Source organism: Acidithrix sp. C25 (assembly GCF_904848545.2).
The window spans coordinates 594,086-612,500 of record NZ_CAJHCI020000003.1 but is presented as its reverse complement, the minus strand read 5'-3'; the positions used below and the strand labels follow the sequence as shown (position 1 = coordinate 612,500).

General features: G+C 46.2%; 15 protein-coding genes and 1 rRNA gene (1 of these 16 only partly in view). 10 read left to right on the top strand and 6 right to left on the bottom strand.

Annotated features, from left to right (window positions below):
• Together ACIDITHRIX25_RS000000101745 and ACIDITHRIX25_RS000000101740 are read right to left on the bottom strand one after the other, a co-directional pair.
• A 16S ribosomal RNA gene (locus ACIDITHRIX25_RS000000101745) occupies nucleotides 1–1,014 on the bottom strand (it extends 503 nt beyond the left edge of the window).
• Between the two features lie 1,646 nt (nucleotides 1,015–2,660).
• Entirely contained in the window at nucleotides 2,661–3,146 is a 486-nt protein-coding gene (locus ACIDITHRIX25_RS000000101740; protein ID WP_201732051.1) for a type IV pilin protein, read from the bottom strand.
• A gap of 388 nt (nucleotides 3,147–3,534) precedes the next feature.
• On the opposite strand from ACIDITHRIX25_RS000000101740, the gene mshD reads away from it, so the two are divergent.
• On the top strand, nucleotides 3,535–4,482 hold the full coding sequence (mshD, locus tag ACIDITHRIX25_RS000000101735) for a mycothiol synthase (protein ID WP_052605109.1): 948 nt from the start codon (nucleotides 3,535–3,537) through the stop codon (nucleotides 4,480–4,482).
• A 308-nt stretch (nucleotides 4,483–4,790) separates the two neighbouring features.
• Here mshD and ACIDITHRIX25_RS000000101730 read toward each other — a convergent pair whose 3' ends face one another.
• Entirely contained in the window at nucleotides 4,791–5,504 is a 714-nt protein-coding gene (locus tag ACIDITHRIX25_RS000000101730; RefSeq protein WP_052605127.1) for a VIT1/CCC1 transporter family protein, read from the bottom strand.
• 87 nt (nucleotides 5,505–5,591) lie between these two features.
• Between ACIDITHRIX25_RS000000101730 and rlmN the strand changes: the two genes are divergently transcribed.
• Complete coding sequence (rlmN, locus tag ACIDITHRIX25_RS000000101725; protein WP_235347685.1) at nucleotides 5,592–6,653, top strand: dual-specificity RNA methyltransferase RlmN; 1,062 nt, start codon at nucleotides 5,592–5,594, stop codon at nucleotides 6,651–6,653.
• A 143-nt stretch (nucleotides 6,654–6,796) separates the two neighbouring features.
• Nucleotides 6,797–7,141 carry a hypothetical protein gene (locus ACIDITHRIX25_RS000000101720; RefSeq protein ID WP_052605111.1) on the top strand — a complete coding sequence of 115 codons (345 nt, stop codon included), beginning with the start codon at nucleotides 6,797–6,799 and terminating at the stop codon, nucleotides 7,139–7,141.
• A 353-nt stretch (nucleotides 7,142–7,494) separates the two neighbouring features.
• On the opposite strand, the gene ygiD is transcribed toward ACIDITHRIX25_RS000000101720, so the two are convergent.
• The gene (ygiD, locus tag ACIDITHRIX25_RS000000101715) at nucleotides 7,495–8,268 is read right to left on the bottom strand and encodes a 4,5-DOPA-extradiol-dioxygenase (protein ID WP_052605112.1); all 774 of its coding nucleotides are present in this window, start codon (nucleotides 8,266–8,268) and stop codon (nucleotides 7,495–7,497) included.
• Between the two features lie 474 nt (nucleotides 8,269–8,742).
• Between ygiD and ACIDITHRIX25_RS000000101710 the strand changes: the two genes are divergently transcribed.
• From ACIDITHRIX25_RS000000101710 to ACIDITHRIX25_RS000000101690, 5 genes are all read left to right on the top strand, one after another.
• Nucleotides 8,743–9,198, top strand: a complete 456-nt coding sequence (locus ACIDITHRIX25_RS000000101710; RefSeq protein ID WP_052605113.1) for a MaoC family dehydratase — start codon at nucleotides 8,743–8,745, stop codon at nucleotides 9,196–9,198.
• A gap of 36 nt (nucleotides 9,199–9,234) precedes the next feature.
• Nucleotides 9,235–10,155, top strand: coding sequence for a PPK2 family polyphosphate kinase (locus ACIDITHRIX25_RS000000101705; protein ID WP_200891205.1), 921 nt, complete (start codon nucleotides 9,235–9,237; stop codon nucleotides 10,153–10,155).
• A gap of 461 nt (nucleotides 10,156–10,616) precedes the next feature.
• On the top strand, nucleotides 10,617–11,462 hold the full coding sequence (locus ACIDITHRIX25_RS000000101700) for a MerR family transcriptional regulator (RefSeq protein ID WP_052605114.1): 846 nt from the start codon (nucleotides 10,617–10,619) through the stop codon (nucleotides 11,460–11,462).
• Entirely contained in the window at nucleotides 11,459–12,163 is a 705-nt protein-coding gene (locus ACIDITHRIX25_RS000000101695) for a ubiquinone/menaquinone biosynthesis methyltransferase (protein WP_052605115.1), read from the top strand. Before ACIDITHRIX25_RS000000101700 ends, ACIDITHRIX25_RS000000101695 begins: the two co-directional genes overlap by 4 nt.
• A gap of 13 nt (nucleotides 12,164–12,176) precedes the next feature.
• Complete coding sequence (locus ACIDITHRIX25_RS000000101690) at nucleotides 12,177–13,460, top strand: isochorismate synthase (RefSeq protein WP_052605116.1); 1,284 nt, start codon at nucleotides 12,177–12,179, stop codon at nucleotides 13,458–13,460.
• A gap of 748 nt (nucleotides 13,461–14,208) precedes the next feature.
• Here ACIDITHRIX25_RS000000101690 and ACIDITHRIX25_RS000000101685 read toward each other — a convergent pair.
• A complete protein-coding gene (locus ACIDITHRIX25_RS000000101685; protein ID WP_201732050.1) occupies nucleotides 14,209–15,453 on the bottom strand; it encodes a Rieske 2Fe-2S domain-containing protein in 1,245 nt (414 codons plus the stop codon).
• Between the two features lie 290 nt (nucleotides 15,454–15,743).
• Between ACIDITHRIX25_RS000000101685 and mobA the strand changes: the two genes are divergently transcribed.
• Together mobA and fdhD are read left to right on the top strand one after the other, a co-directional pair.
• Nucleotides 15,744–16,346 (top strand): molybdenum cofactor guanylyltransferase, encoded by a 603-nt coding sequence (gene mobA / locus ACIDITHRIX25_RS000000101680; protein WP_201732049.1) that lies wholly within the window; start codon nucleotides 15,744–15,746, stop codon nucleotides 16,344–16,346.
• Complete coding sequence (gene fdhD / locus ACIDITHRIX25_RS000000101675; RefSeq protein ID WP_052605119.1) at nucleotides 16,343–17,212, top strand: formate dehydrogenase accessory sulfurtransferase FdhD; 870 nt, start codon at nucleotides 16,343–16,345, stop codon at nucleotides 17,210–17,212. The genes mobA and fdhD overlap by 4 nt, the downstream gene beginning before the upstream one ends.
• 822 nt (nucleotides 17,213–18,034) lie before the next feature.
• Here the strand turns inward: fdhD and ACIDITHRIX25_RS000000101670 are convergent.
• Nucleotides 18,035–18,316, bottom strand: a complete 282-nt coding sequence (locus tag ACIDITHRIX25_RS000000101670; protein ID WP_082058546.1) for a WhiB family transcriptional regulator — start codon at nucleotides 18,314–18,316, stop codon at nucleotides 18,035–18,037.
• Nucleotides 18,317–18,415 lie beyond the last annotated feature (99 nt).

Below are 18,415 nucleotides of genomic sequence, written 5' to 3'. Positions count from 1 at the left end.
GAAGGGCCCTAATGGACACCGTATCTCTACGGCTTTTCCCAACATGTCAAGCCCAGGTGAGGTTCTTCGCGTTGCATCGAATTAAGCCACATGCTCCGCCGCTTGTGCGGGCCCCCGTCAATTCCTTTGAGTTTTAGCCTTGCGGCCGTACTCCCCAGGCGGGGCACTTAATGCGTTAGCTACGGCACGGAACCCGTCGAAGTAGGTCCCACACCTAGTGCCCAACGTTTAGGGCGTGGACTACCAGGGTATCTAATCCTGTTTGCTCCCACGCTTTCGCTCCTCAGCGTCAGTGTCGGCCCAGATTGCTGCCTTCGCCATTGGTGTTCCTCCCGATATCTGCGCATTTCACCGCTACACCGGGAATTCCACAATCCCCTACCGAACTCAAGCCATAGCAGTATCGAATGGCGGCCCCAGGTTAAGCCTGGGGGTTTCACATCCGACTTGCCAAGCCGCCTACGAGCTCTTTACGCCCAATAAATCCGGACAACGCTTGCTCCCTACGTATTACCGCGGCTGCTGGCACGTAGTTGGCCGGAGCTTCTTCTGCAGGTACCGTCATTTTCGTTCCTGCTGAAAGGAGTTTACGACCCTAAGGCCTTCATCCTCCACGCGGCGTTGCTGCGTCAGGCTTTCGCCCATTGCGCAATATTCCCCACTGCTGCCTCCCGTAGGAGTCTGGGCCGTGTCTCAGTCCCAGTGTGGCTGATCGTCCTCTCAGACCAGCTACCCGTCGATGCCTTGGTGAGCCGTTACCTCACCAACAAGCTGATAGGCCGCGAGCCCCTCCCAAAGCGAAAAACTTTCCTCACTCTATCTTGTGATAGTGTGAGCATATTTGGTATTAGCATCGGTTTCCCGGTGTTATTCCAAACTTTGGGGCAGGTTGCTCACGTGTTACGCACCCGTTCGCCACTATCTATAAGGGCAAGCCCTTATAAACCGTTCGACTTGCATGTGTTAAGCACGCCGCCAGCGTTCGTCCTGAGCCAGGATCAAACTCTCCATCGAAATTGATGAAAAAGCTTAATTCAAGCTAATTACTGTTTTTTTGAGTTTCTCAAAATTTTTGAATTGATTAGGTCTGTACTTGTTTAGAAGTTGTTGATCGAATTCATAAGAACAGGTGTCTTCGTTTCTCTAAGAGGTGATATGTGTCTTTGGCTTTGGCTAGTAAGTACCTAAGTTATTTGATACTTATCAGTTAGTTGTCATTGACTCACCTAGTGAGTCGTTACGACTCTGTAGATATGAAAGTCGTTCAACAGACCAAAACTGGCTGTAATTCGAATGCACGCTATATGAATCTCATTTAGCTATGCTTCTCATCCTATTTCGTTGTCAAGGAGCGGCCCTTATATAGCTAGGTGTTAGCTTTTAGAAGTTAGCTTGTCCTTTTGATAGATAAATCATATCTAAGGCCTTAGCTAACTACTAGCTTTCACTTTCGCTACAAAAGTGTTTCCGTTGGATCATCTCTTATGCCTTAGTTCAAGGAGCCCAAGAGCTCTTTTCCCTTGTGGAATAAGAAATGATCTCAGAATTCCTTCGCATTTGTGTTTCACGAATGTTTCGTGGCTTTCAAAGCGGACTTATAAATCTATAAGGGTTGATGGTGAGTTGCTGCAATTTTGTTTGGATTTTTTGAAAAATGTTTGTGGGGGGGGGGTGAGGGGTGGAAGGGAATGAGCGGAATCTGCCAAATCGCACCACTGATCTCAAACCCATTTGACGAGGCGTGAAGCTGGAAACTATTTATATCCACCGTGTCGCGAACGGTATGCCCGGCTGTAAACAGTTAGTAGTAGCAATCAGAATTCCTGACCTCTGCCTGGTCAGGACTCTCTATGGTCAATAGGTAATGCTAATTTTACTAGAAATCTAGAAGTACGGCCAGCTCGACACTATCAAACCCATCGCTAGTACCGAGCTGCAAGACTGTCTAAGTAAAAGTTTTTAACCTAATGAGGGATTGTCGTTTACCCCAAAATAAATGCTTGAAGCCGAGTAATTCAAAACGGCATACTGCCTTTTTGGGAGTATCATGCAAAACTTCTACCCCATTAGGAACGCTCGAAAGAACTGAACCATCAGTCACAAACAACAACGCGGGCTGTAGTGAATCTAACACAGGACCACTAATCGACTTGTAGCTACCATAATCTGTATAAAACACCTGCGCCGCCAAGAACGCATTAGTAATATTGGAGGTAGCCGCTGCATCCTGGGCGCTGGTTTGAGCGCCTAACAAATGCCAAAATGGCAATCGCCATTAGAATTTCCATGATTAGGATCGCTACCATCAATTCGATCGGCGTGAAGCTATCATCACTATCATAAACTCTAATGAAGAAACATCTTGGAAGCCTTCATTAGATCTCCCGTTTGGGTCAGCCCAAGGAATTGATAGGAATCTTTTGAACCTAGCTACAACGACAATTCCAGATTCTTGCCGCAATTTTAGCTAGACTCTCAAAAATAACATTTGAAGGGGACTTTGATTAAAGTTGAAAAGGACCTATCCCAACCAAGCCAACTAACAACATCGCTTGGTGCGGTAAGAGCAAAACGCTGGCATGGACGCACCGTAAACCTAGGTGTGTCCATGCCATCGAAACGTCGTACTCGAACTTATCCGCTTATCACACGTTTAGAACTCATTCAGTCCAAGCAGTCAAAGCGTACGAAGTGCCGCACGTAGGCGACGTAGTGCCATTCATGTATTTAATGGCTCCATTTCCTGGATCATAGACGCCATAGTAAATACCCGTCTTAGACAGTTCGGTGAGACATATGCCCCCCGACCCATCACTGACGACCGCAACTGTACTTGGCGCATATGCTCCAGAGGCGAGCACTGTAGCAACGTACGTCAAAGACGGTTCCAAGGATTTCATATCCGAAGTGGTCAAGCCGCTATAAGTCCCCGAGCTGTTGGTGAAATAAGACTTCGCGGCAGTAAGCGCATTTGTAACGTCAGACTTAGCCGCTGCATTCTGAGCCCCCGATTGAGCTCCTAAAAATGTCGGTATGGCAATTGCCATGAGAATTCCCATGATTAGGACCACTACCATCAATTCGATGAGGGTAAAGCCATCGTCGCTTTCATGGTCTCTATGTAAAAAATGTTTGATTGCCTTCATTGGATCTCCTGTTTTGGTCACGTCCATGTTTTGGCGGCCAATGAACACGAGAATCTCTCCTGTACCGCCACTTAACTCTTCGATAAAATTCAAAAATTTCTTTAGAGAAATATCTAAGCTTTCTTAAAACTGGATCTCGTTCCCACAAATTTATTGTCGGCCCTTCACGGTCAAAAGTTCCAAGTGAGCCGCGCTGAGGGCAGTTCTGCGAGCCACCGAATACAAAGATGCGCAAAAATATGGTCGGCACAGAGCTCAACTAATTTCCTCAAATTCAACCCTCGATGCACAAATGCGCTCGCCTATCAACAAAAAGCAAACCAGCGCCAAGGCTCTAAAGTTTCATAACCCAAAATGGTGCCAATCAAAACACATTAGGATTTCTGGTATGGAAGAACTGATAATTGCACTTCGCAGCGGCGAAGAAGAGATCAGTAATATCGCAAAGCTAGTAAGCGATGCCGAAAGTTTCGACAAGCACAAAGCGCTTGGAGACCACAGCTGGCTTGACCTTGTCCATGGCGGGAGAAAAGGCGTGTGGGGTTTCACCGCACGCACCATAAATTCTGAAGGACTTGTAGGTTACGCCCAGATCTCGGTTGGAAACGATAGCTGGGCACTAGAACTTGTAGTACACCCGATGGCCCGCAATGAAAAGATGGGGGTTTCACACGCGCTAGTCCAGCGATCCCTAGGTGAAATTGCAAAACACGGTGGCGGCCATGTGCACGTATGGCTCTCAAACAACAATTCCCAGCTAGAAAGGGTTCTTATAGAAGCTGGCTTTGTAGCTGGTCGACAGCTGATACAGATGAGACGACCACTGCCGCTAGAGGACTGGCATTCCCAAACCAAAATCGACACTCGTCCCTTTGTCGTTGGGAAAGATGATGAAAAATGGCTGCATGTCAACAACAGAGCATTTGCAAACCACCCCGAACAAGGAGGTTGGACTCATGAGACACTTTCGATGCGACAAAAGGAACCTTGGTTTGACGGTAGCGGCTTCCTTTTGCACTTTGTCGATGAGGAGTTAGCTGCTTTTTGCTGGACCAAGGTCCATGGTGATTCGAGCCCTAGAATGGGCGAGATATACGTAATAGGAGTAGACCCAAAATTTAGTGGTATGGGCATTGGTCGCAAAATAACAATCGCAGGACTGCAACACCTTGCATCCATTGGCATGCCATTAGCAATGCTATATGTCGATGCAGAGAACACCAATGCGCTAGCCATGTATCGCCATCTAGGGTTTCATCCAGATCACTTTGACTTTGCTTATGTCGCCGATATTTCACCCACCGACATTTCACCTATAGATGATAAAACTGGATGATAAAACCATCCTAAAATAAAAGAGTGGCGAGCTATTTCATAGGGAATTTCAAAAGAGTCGATCTTCAAAATGCCCTATGTGTTTGTCTGTCATTCCGCGCCAGCCACGAGTGGCACTAGAGTCCAAGAAAAATCACACTTCCAGGTTCTAGCGCCAACTGCGGCCACAAAGCGTTAAACCCAACTTCCAAAGCGAAATTGCCTCACGTAAAGACTTAAAAGAATTCCGTGCATTGAGCCGACGACAAAGACGACCCGAAGTCAACTTCACTGATTGGTCAAGCGAAATTCAATTTTCACAGAGGCGCTTTAGGCCCCCGAGAATCCAATCAATCTACCGGCCGTGTAGGTAGCGCCGGCGGCAATGGCCGACAAAATAAGCTGTCTAGCAATCGTCTTGAATGCACTACGACCCGTCGCCCAAGCCAATGCCGCCCCAATTACAATCGACGCAATAACTGCAATTATGATTGAAGTCACGATACCCGCCGACCCCGTGGTGAAAAACCAGGGGGAAAGAGGAAGAAGAGCTCCAACGGCAAAAGCTACGAACGACGAGATTGCTGCTTGAATTGGAGAACCAATCGAGGACGGATCCATTCCGAGCTCTTCCCTGGCGTGTGCTGCGAGCGCAATATCAGGGTCAAGCATCATGTGTGATGCGAACTCTTCGGCCACCTTTCGTGGTACGCCGCGAGACTCATAGATCATCGCGAGCTCACGCTGTTCACCCTCAGGTCTCCTGCTTATTTCTGCGGCTTCAATAGCTATTTCACGTTGGAATAACTCCCTTTGAGCTGACATCGAGACAAACTCACCAATAGCCATTGAACATGCCCCGCCAATGAGGCCAGCTAATCCTGCCAAACGAACAAGACCAGAGCTAGGATGTGCTCCAGCAACTCCTAGCACTAACGTCACGTTAGATACTAGGCCGTCAGATATTCCAAAAACTGCCGCCCTGGCAGCGCCGCCACTAATGTCACGATGACCATCATGCATGGCCTGATCGTCATTGATCATAGAATTGTTAACTTCTTTTGATTTTTTATGAATCAATTCCGTAAGGTTCCCCGGTTTAATACCCATAAACATTAAGCGTAATTGACAATGACTCTCTTTGACTTAGGTCGTAGCGAATTAAAAGGACTTATTGAAAATGAGCCTCGATATCGTTTTGACCAAATTTGGAATGGCCTCTATAAGAACTATTCGCTCCCAAGCGAACTAACAACCCTGCCAAAAGCTCTTCGCGAGCATTTGAGCTCCCTGGGTGAGATGTCTCTGGCTCTATCTGAAAAGGAAGTGCTCTTTACGGATGATAAAAAGACGATCAAGACCTTGTACTCACTTTCTGACTCGCGTGAAATCGAATCAGTCCTTATGGCCTATTCGGATCGAGTCACCCTTTGCGTCTCATCGCAGGCAGGATGTGCAATGGGGTGCGTCTTTTGCGCCACTGGACAAGCAGGCTTCTTTCGCCATCTCACAAAAGGCGAAATTCTAGAACAGATCTTCAGAGCCTCTAGGACGTCTAGAGACATCTTCGGAGGAAGACTGTCCAACATCGTATTTATGGGCATGGGCGAGCCTATGGCTAACTACGATGCCGTGATCGACGCTATAGGAGCGATCAACTTCGAATTTGGAATCTCTGCTCGCCATATAACTATCTCAACGGTTGGAATTGCTCCTGGGATTAGAAGGCTTGCAGACTCACCGATGCCAATTTCATTGGCAGTTAGCCTCCATGCCGCCAACGATGAAAAGCGATCAAAGCTCGTACCAATCAATTCCCGATATCCTCTGGGTGAAATCATCGAAGCGCTTAAGTATTACCAAAGTAAGCAAAATCGAAGAATATCCTTTGAATGGGCGATGATGGATGGAATCAACGACTCCCCAGCGGATGCTTTTGAGCTTGCCGAGATCGCGCGAGAATTAAGTGCTCACGTCAATTTGATCCCACTGAATCCGACACCGCTCTGGCCGTATCCTGGTTCCCCAATTGAAATCGTCGAAGGATTTCGAAATAGGCTTTTAGAGCTAGATGTAAATGCAACAATCCGCCAGAACAGAGGAAATCAGATAGCTGCAGCGTGCGGGCAATTGACCACTCAAATGAGCCCACGAAAGAGGTCTTCTTCGCCAAGACCTGATCCGATTGACTGAAAAACTAGTAAGGTCTTCCAAGGAACTTAACAGGCTCATCAAACCGGAGCCACAATTTTATGATAGATAATCAGAAAGTAAGTTTTTCTATATGAAGAACTTCGATTTGGTAAGATAAAACGCGAAAGCGTTAGGGAGTTAAAATGCAACAAATGCGATTATATAATCGTTCTCTTCCGCAGATGCTCAACACCGCACAGCTCTTGCTCTACCTGAATGCTGTACTTGACCTGGTCTTTGGTTTCGGCGGACTTGGCATTTTACTTCCTTTGGTGGAAGCGGTCGGAGCCTTCGGCCTAGCAAACGAAAAAAAATGGGGATATTGGGTAGCGCTGGTTGGAGCTAGCGTGCCGGTATTGATCTACCTTCTGTACATCTCCAAAGGTCTCTTCTTCGCCGGTTTAGTTACGATTTTGGTTCGCGGAATCGTAGTAGCTTTCCTTATCCATCCTTCTTCTAGGGAATATAAGCGATATTACTTCCGATAAACCACACATTCCCATTCCAGAACCACTAGCTTTGCACAGCTAACAAAAACCGGAGGACCTCGAAAGGTCCTCCGGTTTTTCTTTAATTTCAAATATGAGATAGATCACCAAATAAAGGCCCTACTAGATCTCGACCATACAAAACTATGCAACATGTGAAAAGCCGAAACCGTGGCTAGAGGTAAGTATGCAAAAGTAATGGCCACCTGTGTGCATTTTTCGTGGCAACTAACTTGCAGTTCCCAACGACCATTACAATCATGACCACTGTATGGATAGGTCTACAAAGTGCAAGTATATCCGCACGCCAATCGATCTATAGATCGGAGACCGATCCCAAAAGGATCTCACCTCTACAGAGAATAGGCTGCCATGGAGAGAGATCCATAGTTGAACCCCTCAATAATCTTTGAAATATCCGACTTTGTCTCATAAGCCATCCCAGCCAGATATACCAACGGCAGAAAGTGATCGGGCGTGGGCGAAGAAAGTCGGTAGTTCTTATTATCCTCGATCCCTAGGATTGCCTTTGGATCGGTCGCCAAAATGCCAGACACCGTTAGATCGAACTCGCGTGCCCAGTCAAAGACCCCATCGGGAGAAGACCAATCAATCCTTCTTAAATTGTGAACAACATTGCCGCTTCCCATTATCAATACGCCCTGTTCGCTCAAGGCTGCCAATTTTCTTCCTAGGTCAAAATGGTAAGAAAAGTCCTTAGTAGAGTCGATAGAAAGCTGGAGTACTGGAACGTTAGCTTCTGGGAACATGTGACACAAGATCGACCAGGTACCATGGTCTAATCCCCACGTATCTTCGTCCGAACCGACCCAAAGCGGCTTTACGCAATCAATGACCTCTTTGGCAACCTCTGAGTCCCCGGGCGCTGGATATTGAAAATCAAAAAGTGGCTGGGGAAAACCATAGAAGTCGTGGATCGTTCGGGGAACATTCATTGTGGTGATAGCCGTAGCACCTATGTACCAATGGGCAGAGATCGCTAGAACAGCTCTAGGTGTTGGAATCGAACGTCCATATTCCCGCCAGGCTTGCGAATATCTATTAGTTTCAATCGCATTCATCGGACTTCCATGTCCAAAAAAAGTTGGCTTTAAGGTTTCAGTCATGACGTCCTTTAAAAATATCAAATCGACAAAACAAGTTGCGTACGCAACTTGTTTCTAACTATCCTAGCTAACCGAACTCTCCCTCAACAAATTCCCGACTGATAGTTTCGGACCTCTGCCATGGAAAATTCACCTAAAGACAGCCTCGAGATATTGATTATGAAATTTCAGGCATAAAGGCAATACTCATGAATATCGTTTGACAAAGACCACAAAGGCCATATAATTGCCAGGTTCACCAAAATCAATGGATGAGCTAGATACCGCTCGCACACTAATCGAATCGACAAACCAATCCTTTTAGACGATAGATAAAAGAAGAAGTAGCAATAGAACTGATGGAGGGGATTCGACTCGCAAAAAGAGCAATCACACCAAAGAATATTCCACTGTGTCAGAGAGCAATTCCCTCAAATAGTGCTGGCAATATCAAAATCTCTGGCCCACCAAATTCCAGGGTGCTAGAAATAGTACATGGCAACTGTTATTAATGGAATTGAAGAGCTAAAAGCTATGGTCGGCCAACATCTGGGATATTCAGATTGGCATATTGTGACTCAAGAACAAATAAATGCGTTCGCTGATGCAACAGGTGATCATCAGTGGATACATATAAACGAAGAGATGGCCAAAGCAGGGCCATTTGGAACTACCATAGCGCATGGATATCTCACGCTATCCCTAGTGCCGACGTTAATGACGGAAGTTATGACGATGACGGGTGTTCAAATGGGTGTGAACTATGGCTCAAATAAAGTCCGATTTCCTTCTCCTGTTCCGTCCGGTTCCAAGATTCGACTTGGAGCGGCAATCGCTGGCGTCGAAGAGATTGCAGGAGGAGTCCAAAACCAGGTCGACGTGACAATCGAAGTCGAAGGAGCCCCAAAGCCATCCCTCGTGGCCCAATTAGTTTTTCGATACTATCTCTAGCAAAGACACCTAGAATCTAAGGACAATGCCTTAGTGATGAATTCATGGGAAGAAAGTGGATATCAATTTCTTCCCATGGCTATTCACCCTGACATAAATCGCCTCTTTGGCGACAAATTAAAGGACAAAACTATGAGCGAGTCAACCCACGCCGAGCGCCATCTATTGGTCCACCCTGGCAAAAAGATCAATCTCTCAGAGATTGATTCAACCGCAACACCTGGAACTACCTCCAGCAAGGCAGAACTAGATCAAGCGGTCGCAAAACTTCACGTTCAGCTCGAAGAACTTCAAGGCCGCCTCTGGGCGGAGTCCAAGCGGAGCCTTCTCATGGTTTTGCAAGCGCTTGATACCGGTGGAAAAGACGGCACAATCAGACGTGTCTTCGGAGGGGTGAACCCTCAAGGGGTAGATGTTAGCGGATTCCGCGCACCGATAGGAGAGGAACTCAAACACGACTTTCTTTGGAGAATTTACTCCAAACTTCCCGCTAAGGGGGAAATCGGAATATTCAACAGATCTCACTATGAAGATGTAGTTGCCACAAAGGTCCTCTCGCTGATCGATTCACATGAACAAGAGCGCAGAATCAATACGATCAAGGCCTTCGAATCCAACCTTGCCAATTCAGGAACGACGATCATAAAGATTTTTTTGCATATATCAAAGGACGAACAGAAAAAACGATTGCAAGAGCGCATTGACATCCCTGAAAAAAACTGGAAATTCTCGAGCGCCGATTTAGAGACCCGGAAGCTATGGACTCCATATATGGAAACCTATTCATCGGTAATTTCACAAACTTCATTTGATTTTGCACCCTGGTATGTAGTGCCAGCACGCCACAAGTGGTACCGGGACTGGGCAATCGTAAACCTCTTGGTCGACACCATAACAAAGATGAACCCGCAGTATCCACCACCAGAGCCAAACCTATCTAAGGTTGTTATCAAGTAAGAGCTATGCGACACTTAGCTATTGGACCAATGACCCCCTAGCAATTCCAAGAGATATCTAAATCCATAGCCAGCAAGCGTCATTGGCCCAAAAGTGGTCGCCCAATCAAAAAATGGACTGTGGGCAAGATCAAAGTCCAAAAGACTTGCGCTCTCGGAATAAACTCTTCGTTCACTCCACCTCAGAGATGACCGAACCGACAAAAAAGGACGTCTAAAGATGAAACTCATTAGAGACGCAATCGAGTTTTTGTTTGTGATTGCAATCGGCGGTATGCTGGTCTCTGCTTCCCGATCGATCCTATCCCGAAAAGTAAAGGTCTACATATGCTCACAGTGCAACAGACCAACTTCTAGAGCTTACGAGAGGTGTAGACATTGCAACGCCCAAATAGTCGAGTGAGTAAAATCAATTAGAGCAAAAGCTCACTCAATTAGAGCTAGCACTAGTACAATTAGAGTATGACAATAAAATCGTCAGGCATTGACTCGTCCCATAACCATTCCGAGGGGCAAAAAAGATCTGATGACGCCGTCGAAGTTGAAAATTCGTCCGAGGTAGGTCAATCGGTCGAAAAGGATGAGCTCACCATTGATGAATTGGCAAACCTTTCTCAGGTATCTATCGATACAATAAGGTTTTACCAGCAAAAAGGGCTCCTGCCTCCCCCGCTTCGAGTCGGTCGACGTGGCCTATATTGCAGATCGCACCTCGAACGTCTACAAAGAATCAGCCAGCTTAGGGCGGTAGGTTTCTCTTTGAAGGATATCTCGGAACGACTAAATCAAGCTTTGTTCGATGGGCCCTCGCAAACACCGCCTATAGCCCTGGGTTTTGAAGAATTCTCTAACAAGATTGGGATTCCGGTACCACTCGTCAAAGCCATGATTCAAGAAGGCATACTGCATCCACTTACAGTAGGCGAAAAAGAGATATTCAACTCCGATGATATACGAATGGCCGAAGCTGCCCTTGAACTTCTCGGATATGGTTTACCTTTCTCGGATCTTCTATCGATCGCCAAAGACCATGCATTGCGAATGGAATCAACGATAGATGACGCAATAGAGTTATTCGAACACCACCTCAGGGTTCCTGAAGACGCCAGCAAGAACGAGATCGAGCAGGAATTCAAGACATTCTCCACAATCCAAAAGACACTCGGAGAACTTATTTCTCTTCATTTCTCGAGGCTTTTGACCATTCGTGCTCAAAATAAGTTCTACCAAACAGCCTCTCCTCTGGAAGCTGAAATAGTCACAAAGTTATACGAAGACAAATTTCTAAAAGGTGATAAAGACAGATGAATCGACCAAATCGAGCTATCCAATCAATCCTGCCTAGCCCCGGTGAAAAGGCACAGTACGTTCAAAAGATGTTCGACACAATATCGCCTCGTTACGATCTCGTGAATCGTCTGATGACTATGAGAATGGACCTAAAATGGCGCACCTTTGCCATTGCGCAACTTGGGCTTCGTCCAAATTCATTGATGCTTGACGTAGCTTGTGGTACTGGAGACTTTGTGAGAATGCTTGGAAGTAAAAACTATCGAGTAGTCGGTATCGATTTCTCGTTCGGTATGCTTGCGGCATCAAATCAACACGACTTAATTCAAGGTGATGCGTCAAAACTTCCATTCAAAAATGGAAGTTTTGACGGCCTAACATGTGGATTCGCCCTAAGAAATTTCGTTGATCTGGAGGCGACTTTAGTTGAGATGGCTCGAGTGCTACGCCGAGGCGGCAAGGTTGCATTAGTCGAAGTTGCTCGTCCGAAAAGGCCAATTATCAAAGAACTGCACGGCATCTATTTTGATCGGATCGTACCTGCTATTGGAGCTGCCCTGTCTTCTAGGGAAGCCTATAAATATCTGCCTGCTTCCACATCATACCTTCCAGAAGAAAATGAACTAAAAGCATTGATAAAGAGGACTGGCTTTGAAGCAGTTGAGTTCAAGTACTTCATGATGGGTGCCGCTCAAGTCATTACTGCAACAAAGGCGTAGGAGATTAGCCGCAGTGCAAAATAGAAAAGAATTACCATCACGTCCAATCGAAGAAGAGGGTCTAATATTTGCAAACAGCTGTAATTTGGGGGAATCGCTGAACAAAGATCGTGTCATGGGGATCTTTCGCGACGAAATACAAAACGGCAGTGCAATCGTCTTCATGCGACCTGGATTGATGGTGCTTGCGAGTGGTCCCTACCTGACCACACAAACGCTTGATCCAAAGTCCAAGATCCGTGAAATCACTTCAAATTTCAAAGTAGATAGGCCCGAAACGGCATCACTAATAGATATTTTCGGCCTCATTCCGTTCGACCCTAAGACTCAACCAACATATCTCTACGTACCTAGCTTTGTGATCAACATCACAGAAGAACAAAGCCGCCTCGCGGTAATTGGTTCAGATCAAAACGACGCCGCAAACAAGTTATCCGCACTAGCCGACTCACTCTCGGGCAAAATCATCAAGCCACACGAGGAAGCCTGTAGTGGTGACTGCTGCGCTCCTTCCAATCTGGCCTTTACGGTGGACGACCAAAGCTGGCTAAATCAAGCGATAAGTGCAATAGACCGGATTCGAAACGGAGAATTCGAAAAGATCGTCCTCTCCAGAAGAACTACCCTAAACCTCAAAAAACCGCTAAATCGAATGCGTTCCCTATCTCGATTGATCGAGAGGTATCCAGGTGCCCTTTCGTTTTCGTATGGAGATCTCATTGGTGCCACGCCAGAATTGCTAATCAGGCGAGAGGGCGACTTCTTTGAAAGTCACCCATTGGCAGGGACTGCTTCCACAGGAAACGAGAGCGCCCTTCTCGCCTCTTATAAAGACAACCACGAACACAGAGTAGTAACCGACCACATTACATCACGCCTTAACGAATGTACCGCGCGTATTGATATCCCAACGACACCAAGTATCACCAATTTCGGAGATATCTGTCATCTTGGCACACCCATTAGAGGCCTTTTGCGTGATCCAATGAACACAGACTCTATTGATCTGCTGCTAAAGATCCACCCAACCCCTGCTGTAGCTGGAATTCCTCAAGCAGCAGCAGTAGCATTCATACAAGAGATTGAGGACGAACCTAGACACCTCTATGCAGGAGCGATAGGATATCAGAACCTAAGTGGTGATGGAGAGTGGCATCTAACGATAAGAACTGTATCGATCGATGGATTAGAAATTGAATTTCAAGCTGGTGTTGGAATTGTAAATGAGTCAGATCCCAATGAAGAACTAAGAGAGGTCCAGGCTAAGTTGACGGCAATGCTACCCATTGTCACTTAAAAGCCAATCAAGATGCACTGGGTCAAAGCTCCTTGCATCTTGTCAACGGCCATTAGAAAATGGATGAATATAGCCGCCTATGCTCATTTTCCATGGCCCCTAAATTGCGTTGACTTTTCGTTTCTCAATGGCCATTAACACATCTTGCTTATTGCATTGAAAACCAAATTAAAGATACTCTTGATCGTCCTAAGAATTTACCCAGAATACAATAGCTGCACGGGGTAAGTCCTAAGTGCTATCAAAGTCGCACAAGGCCAAAAGAGCTAACACACCCAAAAGTAACTCAAAAGACTTTAGGTCAAAAGCCGCATTAGGACAATTTATCCTGCCTGTCTGCTCGATGGCACGCTCAGCCTTAGCCGACAATGTTTCACCAAGAAAAGCAGCTCATATTTTCATAAACCGACGGTGCAAAATACCTATGGCCTTAAGAGATTCCCTCGGATGAATTCATCGCGAGCCCTCTCGTTATCAATTCATCCGGACCCATATCCCTAACAATATCCCCAAACCCTCTTAGCATTTCGAAGAAAATCTAAAAATCAAGAGTTCCACAAAGAAAGCTACAAATACTATCTAGTCACCTTTGGTCTCAGGCCAAAACTCCAAAAGCGAGTTGATCGACACGGTTGCATAATAAAACTTCTTATTTTCCCAGGTAGCGATGGTGCAAAAATAAAAGAACAATGCCAAGATCGCCCGAGCGCGATCTTGGCATTGCAGGAACTCTCATGGCCTTGGTGGCTCAGCCGTCAACATAAAGTTGCCCATTGGGACCCTCGACAACCTTTATTGGGGTAAGGCCCCTAGGTGCTGGACCCTGCAATACCGCACCTGTCAGTGCGTTAAATTGAGAGCCGTGGCATGGGCATTGAAAAAGATCAGATCCGGCATACTGAACCGTACATCCCGCATGAGGACAAACGGCTGAAAAAGCCACAAATTCGTTAGTCTTAGGATGAAGCACATAGGCTGGTTGTCCTAATGCTGGGTCGACAAAAGATGCCACCTTGCCCACCGGCACTCCAGTGGCTGGTCCTACCGGAGTCCCCTTGGGAACTGGACCCGACGCAGCGACAGTCTTCTTCGTCTTGGCTGCATTCGCCGTTGAAACAGAGGTAGTGGTAGTGGAAGATGGTGTGGTAGTAGAAGTTGTAGTCGAAGCTGGACTTGTTGAATTGGTTGAATTTGAAGCGGCAACTCCGAACGATGACTTTGACGAACCAAGTGCGCGCCCGAAACCCGCGCTTGCACCGCCTAAAAGAGCAGCAGCACCTCCCGCGGCACCAGCGGTTACTACAAATCTTCGACGAGTCGAATCGTAATATGGTCGATGCGATGTCTTGGGATCCTCTTGGCCACCACCGCTAACAAAAAACTCGTTCAGCACAGGACATAACCGCTGATTACATTTCAAACCATCCAACTTCGCACACTTACCATCGTCGAAGTTGCCACAGACTCGCATGATGCGTGAAAATTCGATACCCGCGATCAATGCTGACGGTTCAGCCAATAAGGGGTGGCGACGTCTTGATATCACGTTGGCTAGCGACATAACTCCACCATCACCAACAAATAAAAACGGTGTCCATGCGAAGCAAAAAACGATATCTGAACCGGTGTAGTAGGGATTGGAGTGAAACGAAACTGAGAGAAATAAAATGAATGACATCGTTAGGCCACCGAATGCGGCCACCTTTGTAAAAACCCCCAGCAAAATGCCTACTCCAACTGCAATTTCGCCAACAGCAATCAAAACTCCAAAGACCACCGGAGCCTTCATCGCTATTTGAAGCAGCAGGTGTAGGGGACTCCTAAGCGCATATGCATTCAATTGTGCTTGAATCGAGGCTGGATTAGCAGAGTTGAAAAAAGCCGGATTTGCAAGCTTCTGGCCGCCTGCAAATGTAAATGTAATTCCCAAAAAGATGCGCAACGGCAAAAGTATCCATCCTGGAGTCATCTTTTGCGCCCTAGTTACTCCCAAAAAGATACCTTTCTAAAAACCCAACATTAAAGCTAGAGCCCTTTTAGGCGATAGTTTTATCACCCAAAATAAACTACCACCTCAAAATCATCGTAAAGTTCACTAGATCTCATTGAACAATCGCTGATCAAGACCAACCCTCTGTCGAGATCGCCTGAAAATGATTTAAATAATAAATCAAAAGGTACGACGAAAATCTTGCACCTTTATCATAGAACTCTTTAGCCCGAACCGACCAACGCCAAGGGAGCGCGACGCTTTATTCCTTGTGGATTACTAACATTCTCATAGTGAACTCAAATGTTTATTCGGCACCTCCAACCACCTTGTTGCTAAGTGGAGGTCGGTCATCACGCTTTGGAACAGACAAGCTAAAGGCTAACCTGGGTGCTTCACGTGTGATTGACTTTCCGATTATGGCAATAGCTCACCTCGGTGGAGTCGCATACGAAGCAGGACGATCATACAGCAACTTCCCCCAGGTCCCAGAGACCGAAGATAAATCACCCTTATCTGCGATCGCCATTGCTTGGATTCACATTCGAGCCCGTCATAGTAGAGACCCAATGGGCCTTCTGGTCGTGGCCGGAGACATGCCCCTTCTCACTCCCCAGGTCCTTAGGTCCATTGCATATTTTCCGAGTAGTTCCAATGTCATACCCTACGATGGACACCGTCAAATTCTGGCGAGCCGATGGTCTTGCCGATCACTCGACTTAGCCATTGAACTATCATCAATAGATCCAGATATCCCGACATCAAAAGCTATCGCCGGCCCCACTGTAATACTTGACAACTGCAAATGGCGGACTTCGGGACTACTTTCACCATTTAGCGACGTTGATAGACCCAAAGATTTAAAGCGAATTAAAGTAACCCGGAGGATATTGTGAGCATTAAGGTAGAAGGAAATCTGCGCCATTCGACCACCCATCGGTTGATAACTACCATTGAACGATCCCAATCCGGCCCAGAGGCAACTAGTTCTACTCGTCGCTCAAAGAGCGACGAGGTCCTAACCGAGGAGCCACTTGAGATTAGAATAAACGACCAATCGAGCGATCCTTTTCGACTTGCAACCATAATGCGTACTCCTGGAAATGATTTCGATCTGGCAATCGGCTATCTTATCAGTGAAGGTGTCATCAAAGAAAAGAGTCATCTTGCTAATGTCTGCTACTGCAATCTCGTCGAAAGTGAGGAACAACGTTACAACGTAGTAACAGTCACACTCAGAACTTCCAAGGTAATCGAACGAAACCGGTCGACCCCTATTTCAAGCGCTTGTGGAATCTGCGGCACTACTACTCTGGATGACATCTTTCAGGATGAGTCGCCACTTCCAAAGACAGTCAGTGTCGATTCGTCCATCGTGTTCGAATTACCTGATTCCCTTAGAAAAAGACAGAAACTCTTTCATAAAACCGGAAGCGCACATGCCGCGGGAATCTTTAATTTAAAAGGCGAGGCACTCTTGGTCCGAGAAGACGTAGGTCGCCACAATGCTTTAGACAAAGCAATCGGTGCGTCTTTGGTCAAAGACCAGTTCCCTCTCAAAGACAAAATAGCGGTTCTTTCAGGCAGGATAGCCTTAGAGTTGATTCAAAAAGCCCTGATGGCCAAAGTCGAAATCGTGGTTGCAGTCGGCGCTCCCAGCTCATTGGCACTCGACCTTGCAGATCGTGCAAATCTAACAGTTGTAGGCTTCACATCGATGCGTCGATTTAACATCTACTCACACCCCGAGAGAATCATTTAGGGCCCCAGAAACAATCATCGAAGGGAGAAAAAGGCCAAACCCAAGCGATATCAAAAATTAATGACTTCGCGATTTCTATCGGATAAAAAAATAAGGCGATCTATTATCCATCCTAACCCCGAACTAAGGCATCAAAGATAAATCAAGCATAATACTGCTGGTTTCTTAATAGGATAAAACAAGCTAGGGGAAACCTGAAAACTTGATTTAGAGGATAAGGTTTTAAATATTACACTCACAACAAAAAACACGACCCAAAATACCACAGAAGACACGGACAAAAATCAAAACCTACTCGTGGGCCAAAGTCCAATTGGATAAAAAATCACAAGAACCAAAAGACAGTCCTATCCCAATTTCTTCCTCTTCGGTAGCAAATACAACCCGATAAAGCCCAGCACAAGTTAAAATCGGGCGCAAATTTCCATCCCCATGGGGAAAAATGATAAAAAATCACTATCCGGTATTTGGAGTCACCTAACCAAAATATCAACTCTCATTTGTGCCCGCAATCACCAGCGTGCAGCCAAATAAAAACCAAGTAATAATGCAACTTCTGGAACTTGTTTCAATCAAATCATCTTGTATTACCACTTCATTTTCAATTAATTACAAAATCGATGCATATATCCCGTTACTAGGCAGATTATCTCTTTACGGACTTGCGAAATAGGCCAATGCTCGACACTAAATAACCGAATCAATATTAATTAGCGATATATTCACGGTCGGCTTCATAAAAACAGCTTTGCGAAATAAGACTTAGGTCAATACTACGTCTTTTCAACAAGGACGAGAATTAATTAAAGTCGATAAATACTGCTAAGATGCAGCAGCCAACTTACGGCGCTGTCGTCTCATCCTTCGAATAACTCGGCGCTCTTCCTCGTCTTTTCCGCCCCAAATTCCGTACTCTTGATTTGTTCGAAGCGCGAACTCAAGACACTGCATCGCAACTGGGCAGCGCGCACAAACGACCTTAGCAGATCGAATTTGAACCTCAGCCTCCCCTGTAACCCCTACTGGGAAGAAAAGAGTAGGCTCATAATCCTTACACAGTGCTCGTGGTCGCCAATATTCGTAATTCCACGTTGCTTGCTTCATAGACTCCACCGTTCACAACCTCCGGAATTGGTGCAAAAAACCAGACCTTCAGATCCTTGACTTCTCTTAGCCCCCAGCCAAAAGCCATCCAGTACATAC

Bases quoted from the DNA above. Each gene is read 5' to 3' on its own strand.
- ACIDITHRIX25_RS000000101710 (WP_052605113.1), top strand. From the start codon at position 8,743: ATGGCAACTGTTATTAATGGAATTGAAGAGCTAAAAGCTATGGTCGGC.
- rlmN (WP_235347685.1), top strand. From the start codon at position 5,592: ATGACTCTCTTTGACTTAGGTCGTAGCGAATTAAAAGGACTTATTGAA.
- ygiD (WP_052605112.1), bottom strand. From the start codon at position 8,268: ATGACTGAAACCTTAAAGCCAACTTTTTTTGGACATGGAAGTCCGATG.
- ACIDITHRIX25_RS000000101670 (WP_082058546.1), bottom strand. From the start codon at position 18,316: ATGAAGCAAGCAACGTGGAATTACGAATATTGGCGACCACGAGCACTG.
- ACIDITHRIX25_RS000000101695 (WP_052605115.1), top strand. From the start codon at position 11,459: ATGAATCGACCAAATCGAGCTATCCAATCAATCCTGCCTAGCCCCGGT.
- ACIDITHRIX25_RS000000101720 (WP_052605111.1), top strand. From the start codon at position 6,797: ATGCAACAAATGCGATTATATAATCGTTCTCTTCCGCAGATGCTCAAC.
- ACIDITHRIX25_RS000000101730 (WP_052605127.1), bottom strand. From the start codon at position 5,504: ATGATCAATGACGATCAGGCCATGCATGATGGTCATCGTGACATTAGT.
- ACIDITHRIX25_RS000000101740 (WP_201732051.1), bottom strand. From the start codon at position 3,146: ATGAAGGCAATCAAACATTTTTTACATAGAGACCATGAAAGCGACGAT.
- ACIDITHRIX25_RS000000101700 (WP_052605114.1), top strand. From the start codon at position 10,617: ATGACAATAAAATCGTCAGGCATTGACTCGTCCCATAACCATTCCGAG.
- mshD (WP_052605109.1), top strand. From the start codon at position 3,535: ATGGAAGAACTGATAATTGCACTTCGCAGCGGCGAAGAAGAGATCAGT.
- ACIDITHRIX25_RS000000101705 (WP_200891205.1), top strand. From the start codon at position 9,235: ATGAATTCATGGGAAGAAAGTGGATATCAATTTCTTCCCATGGCTATT.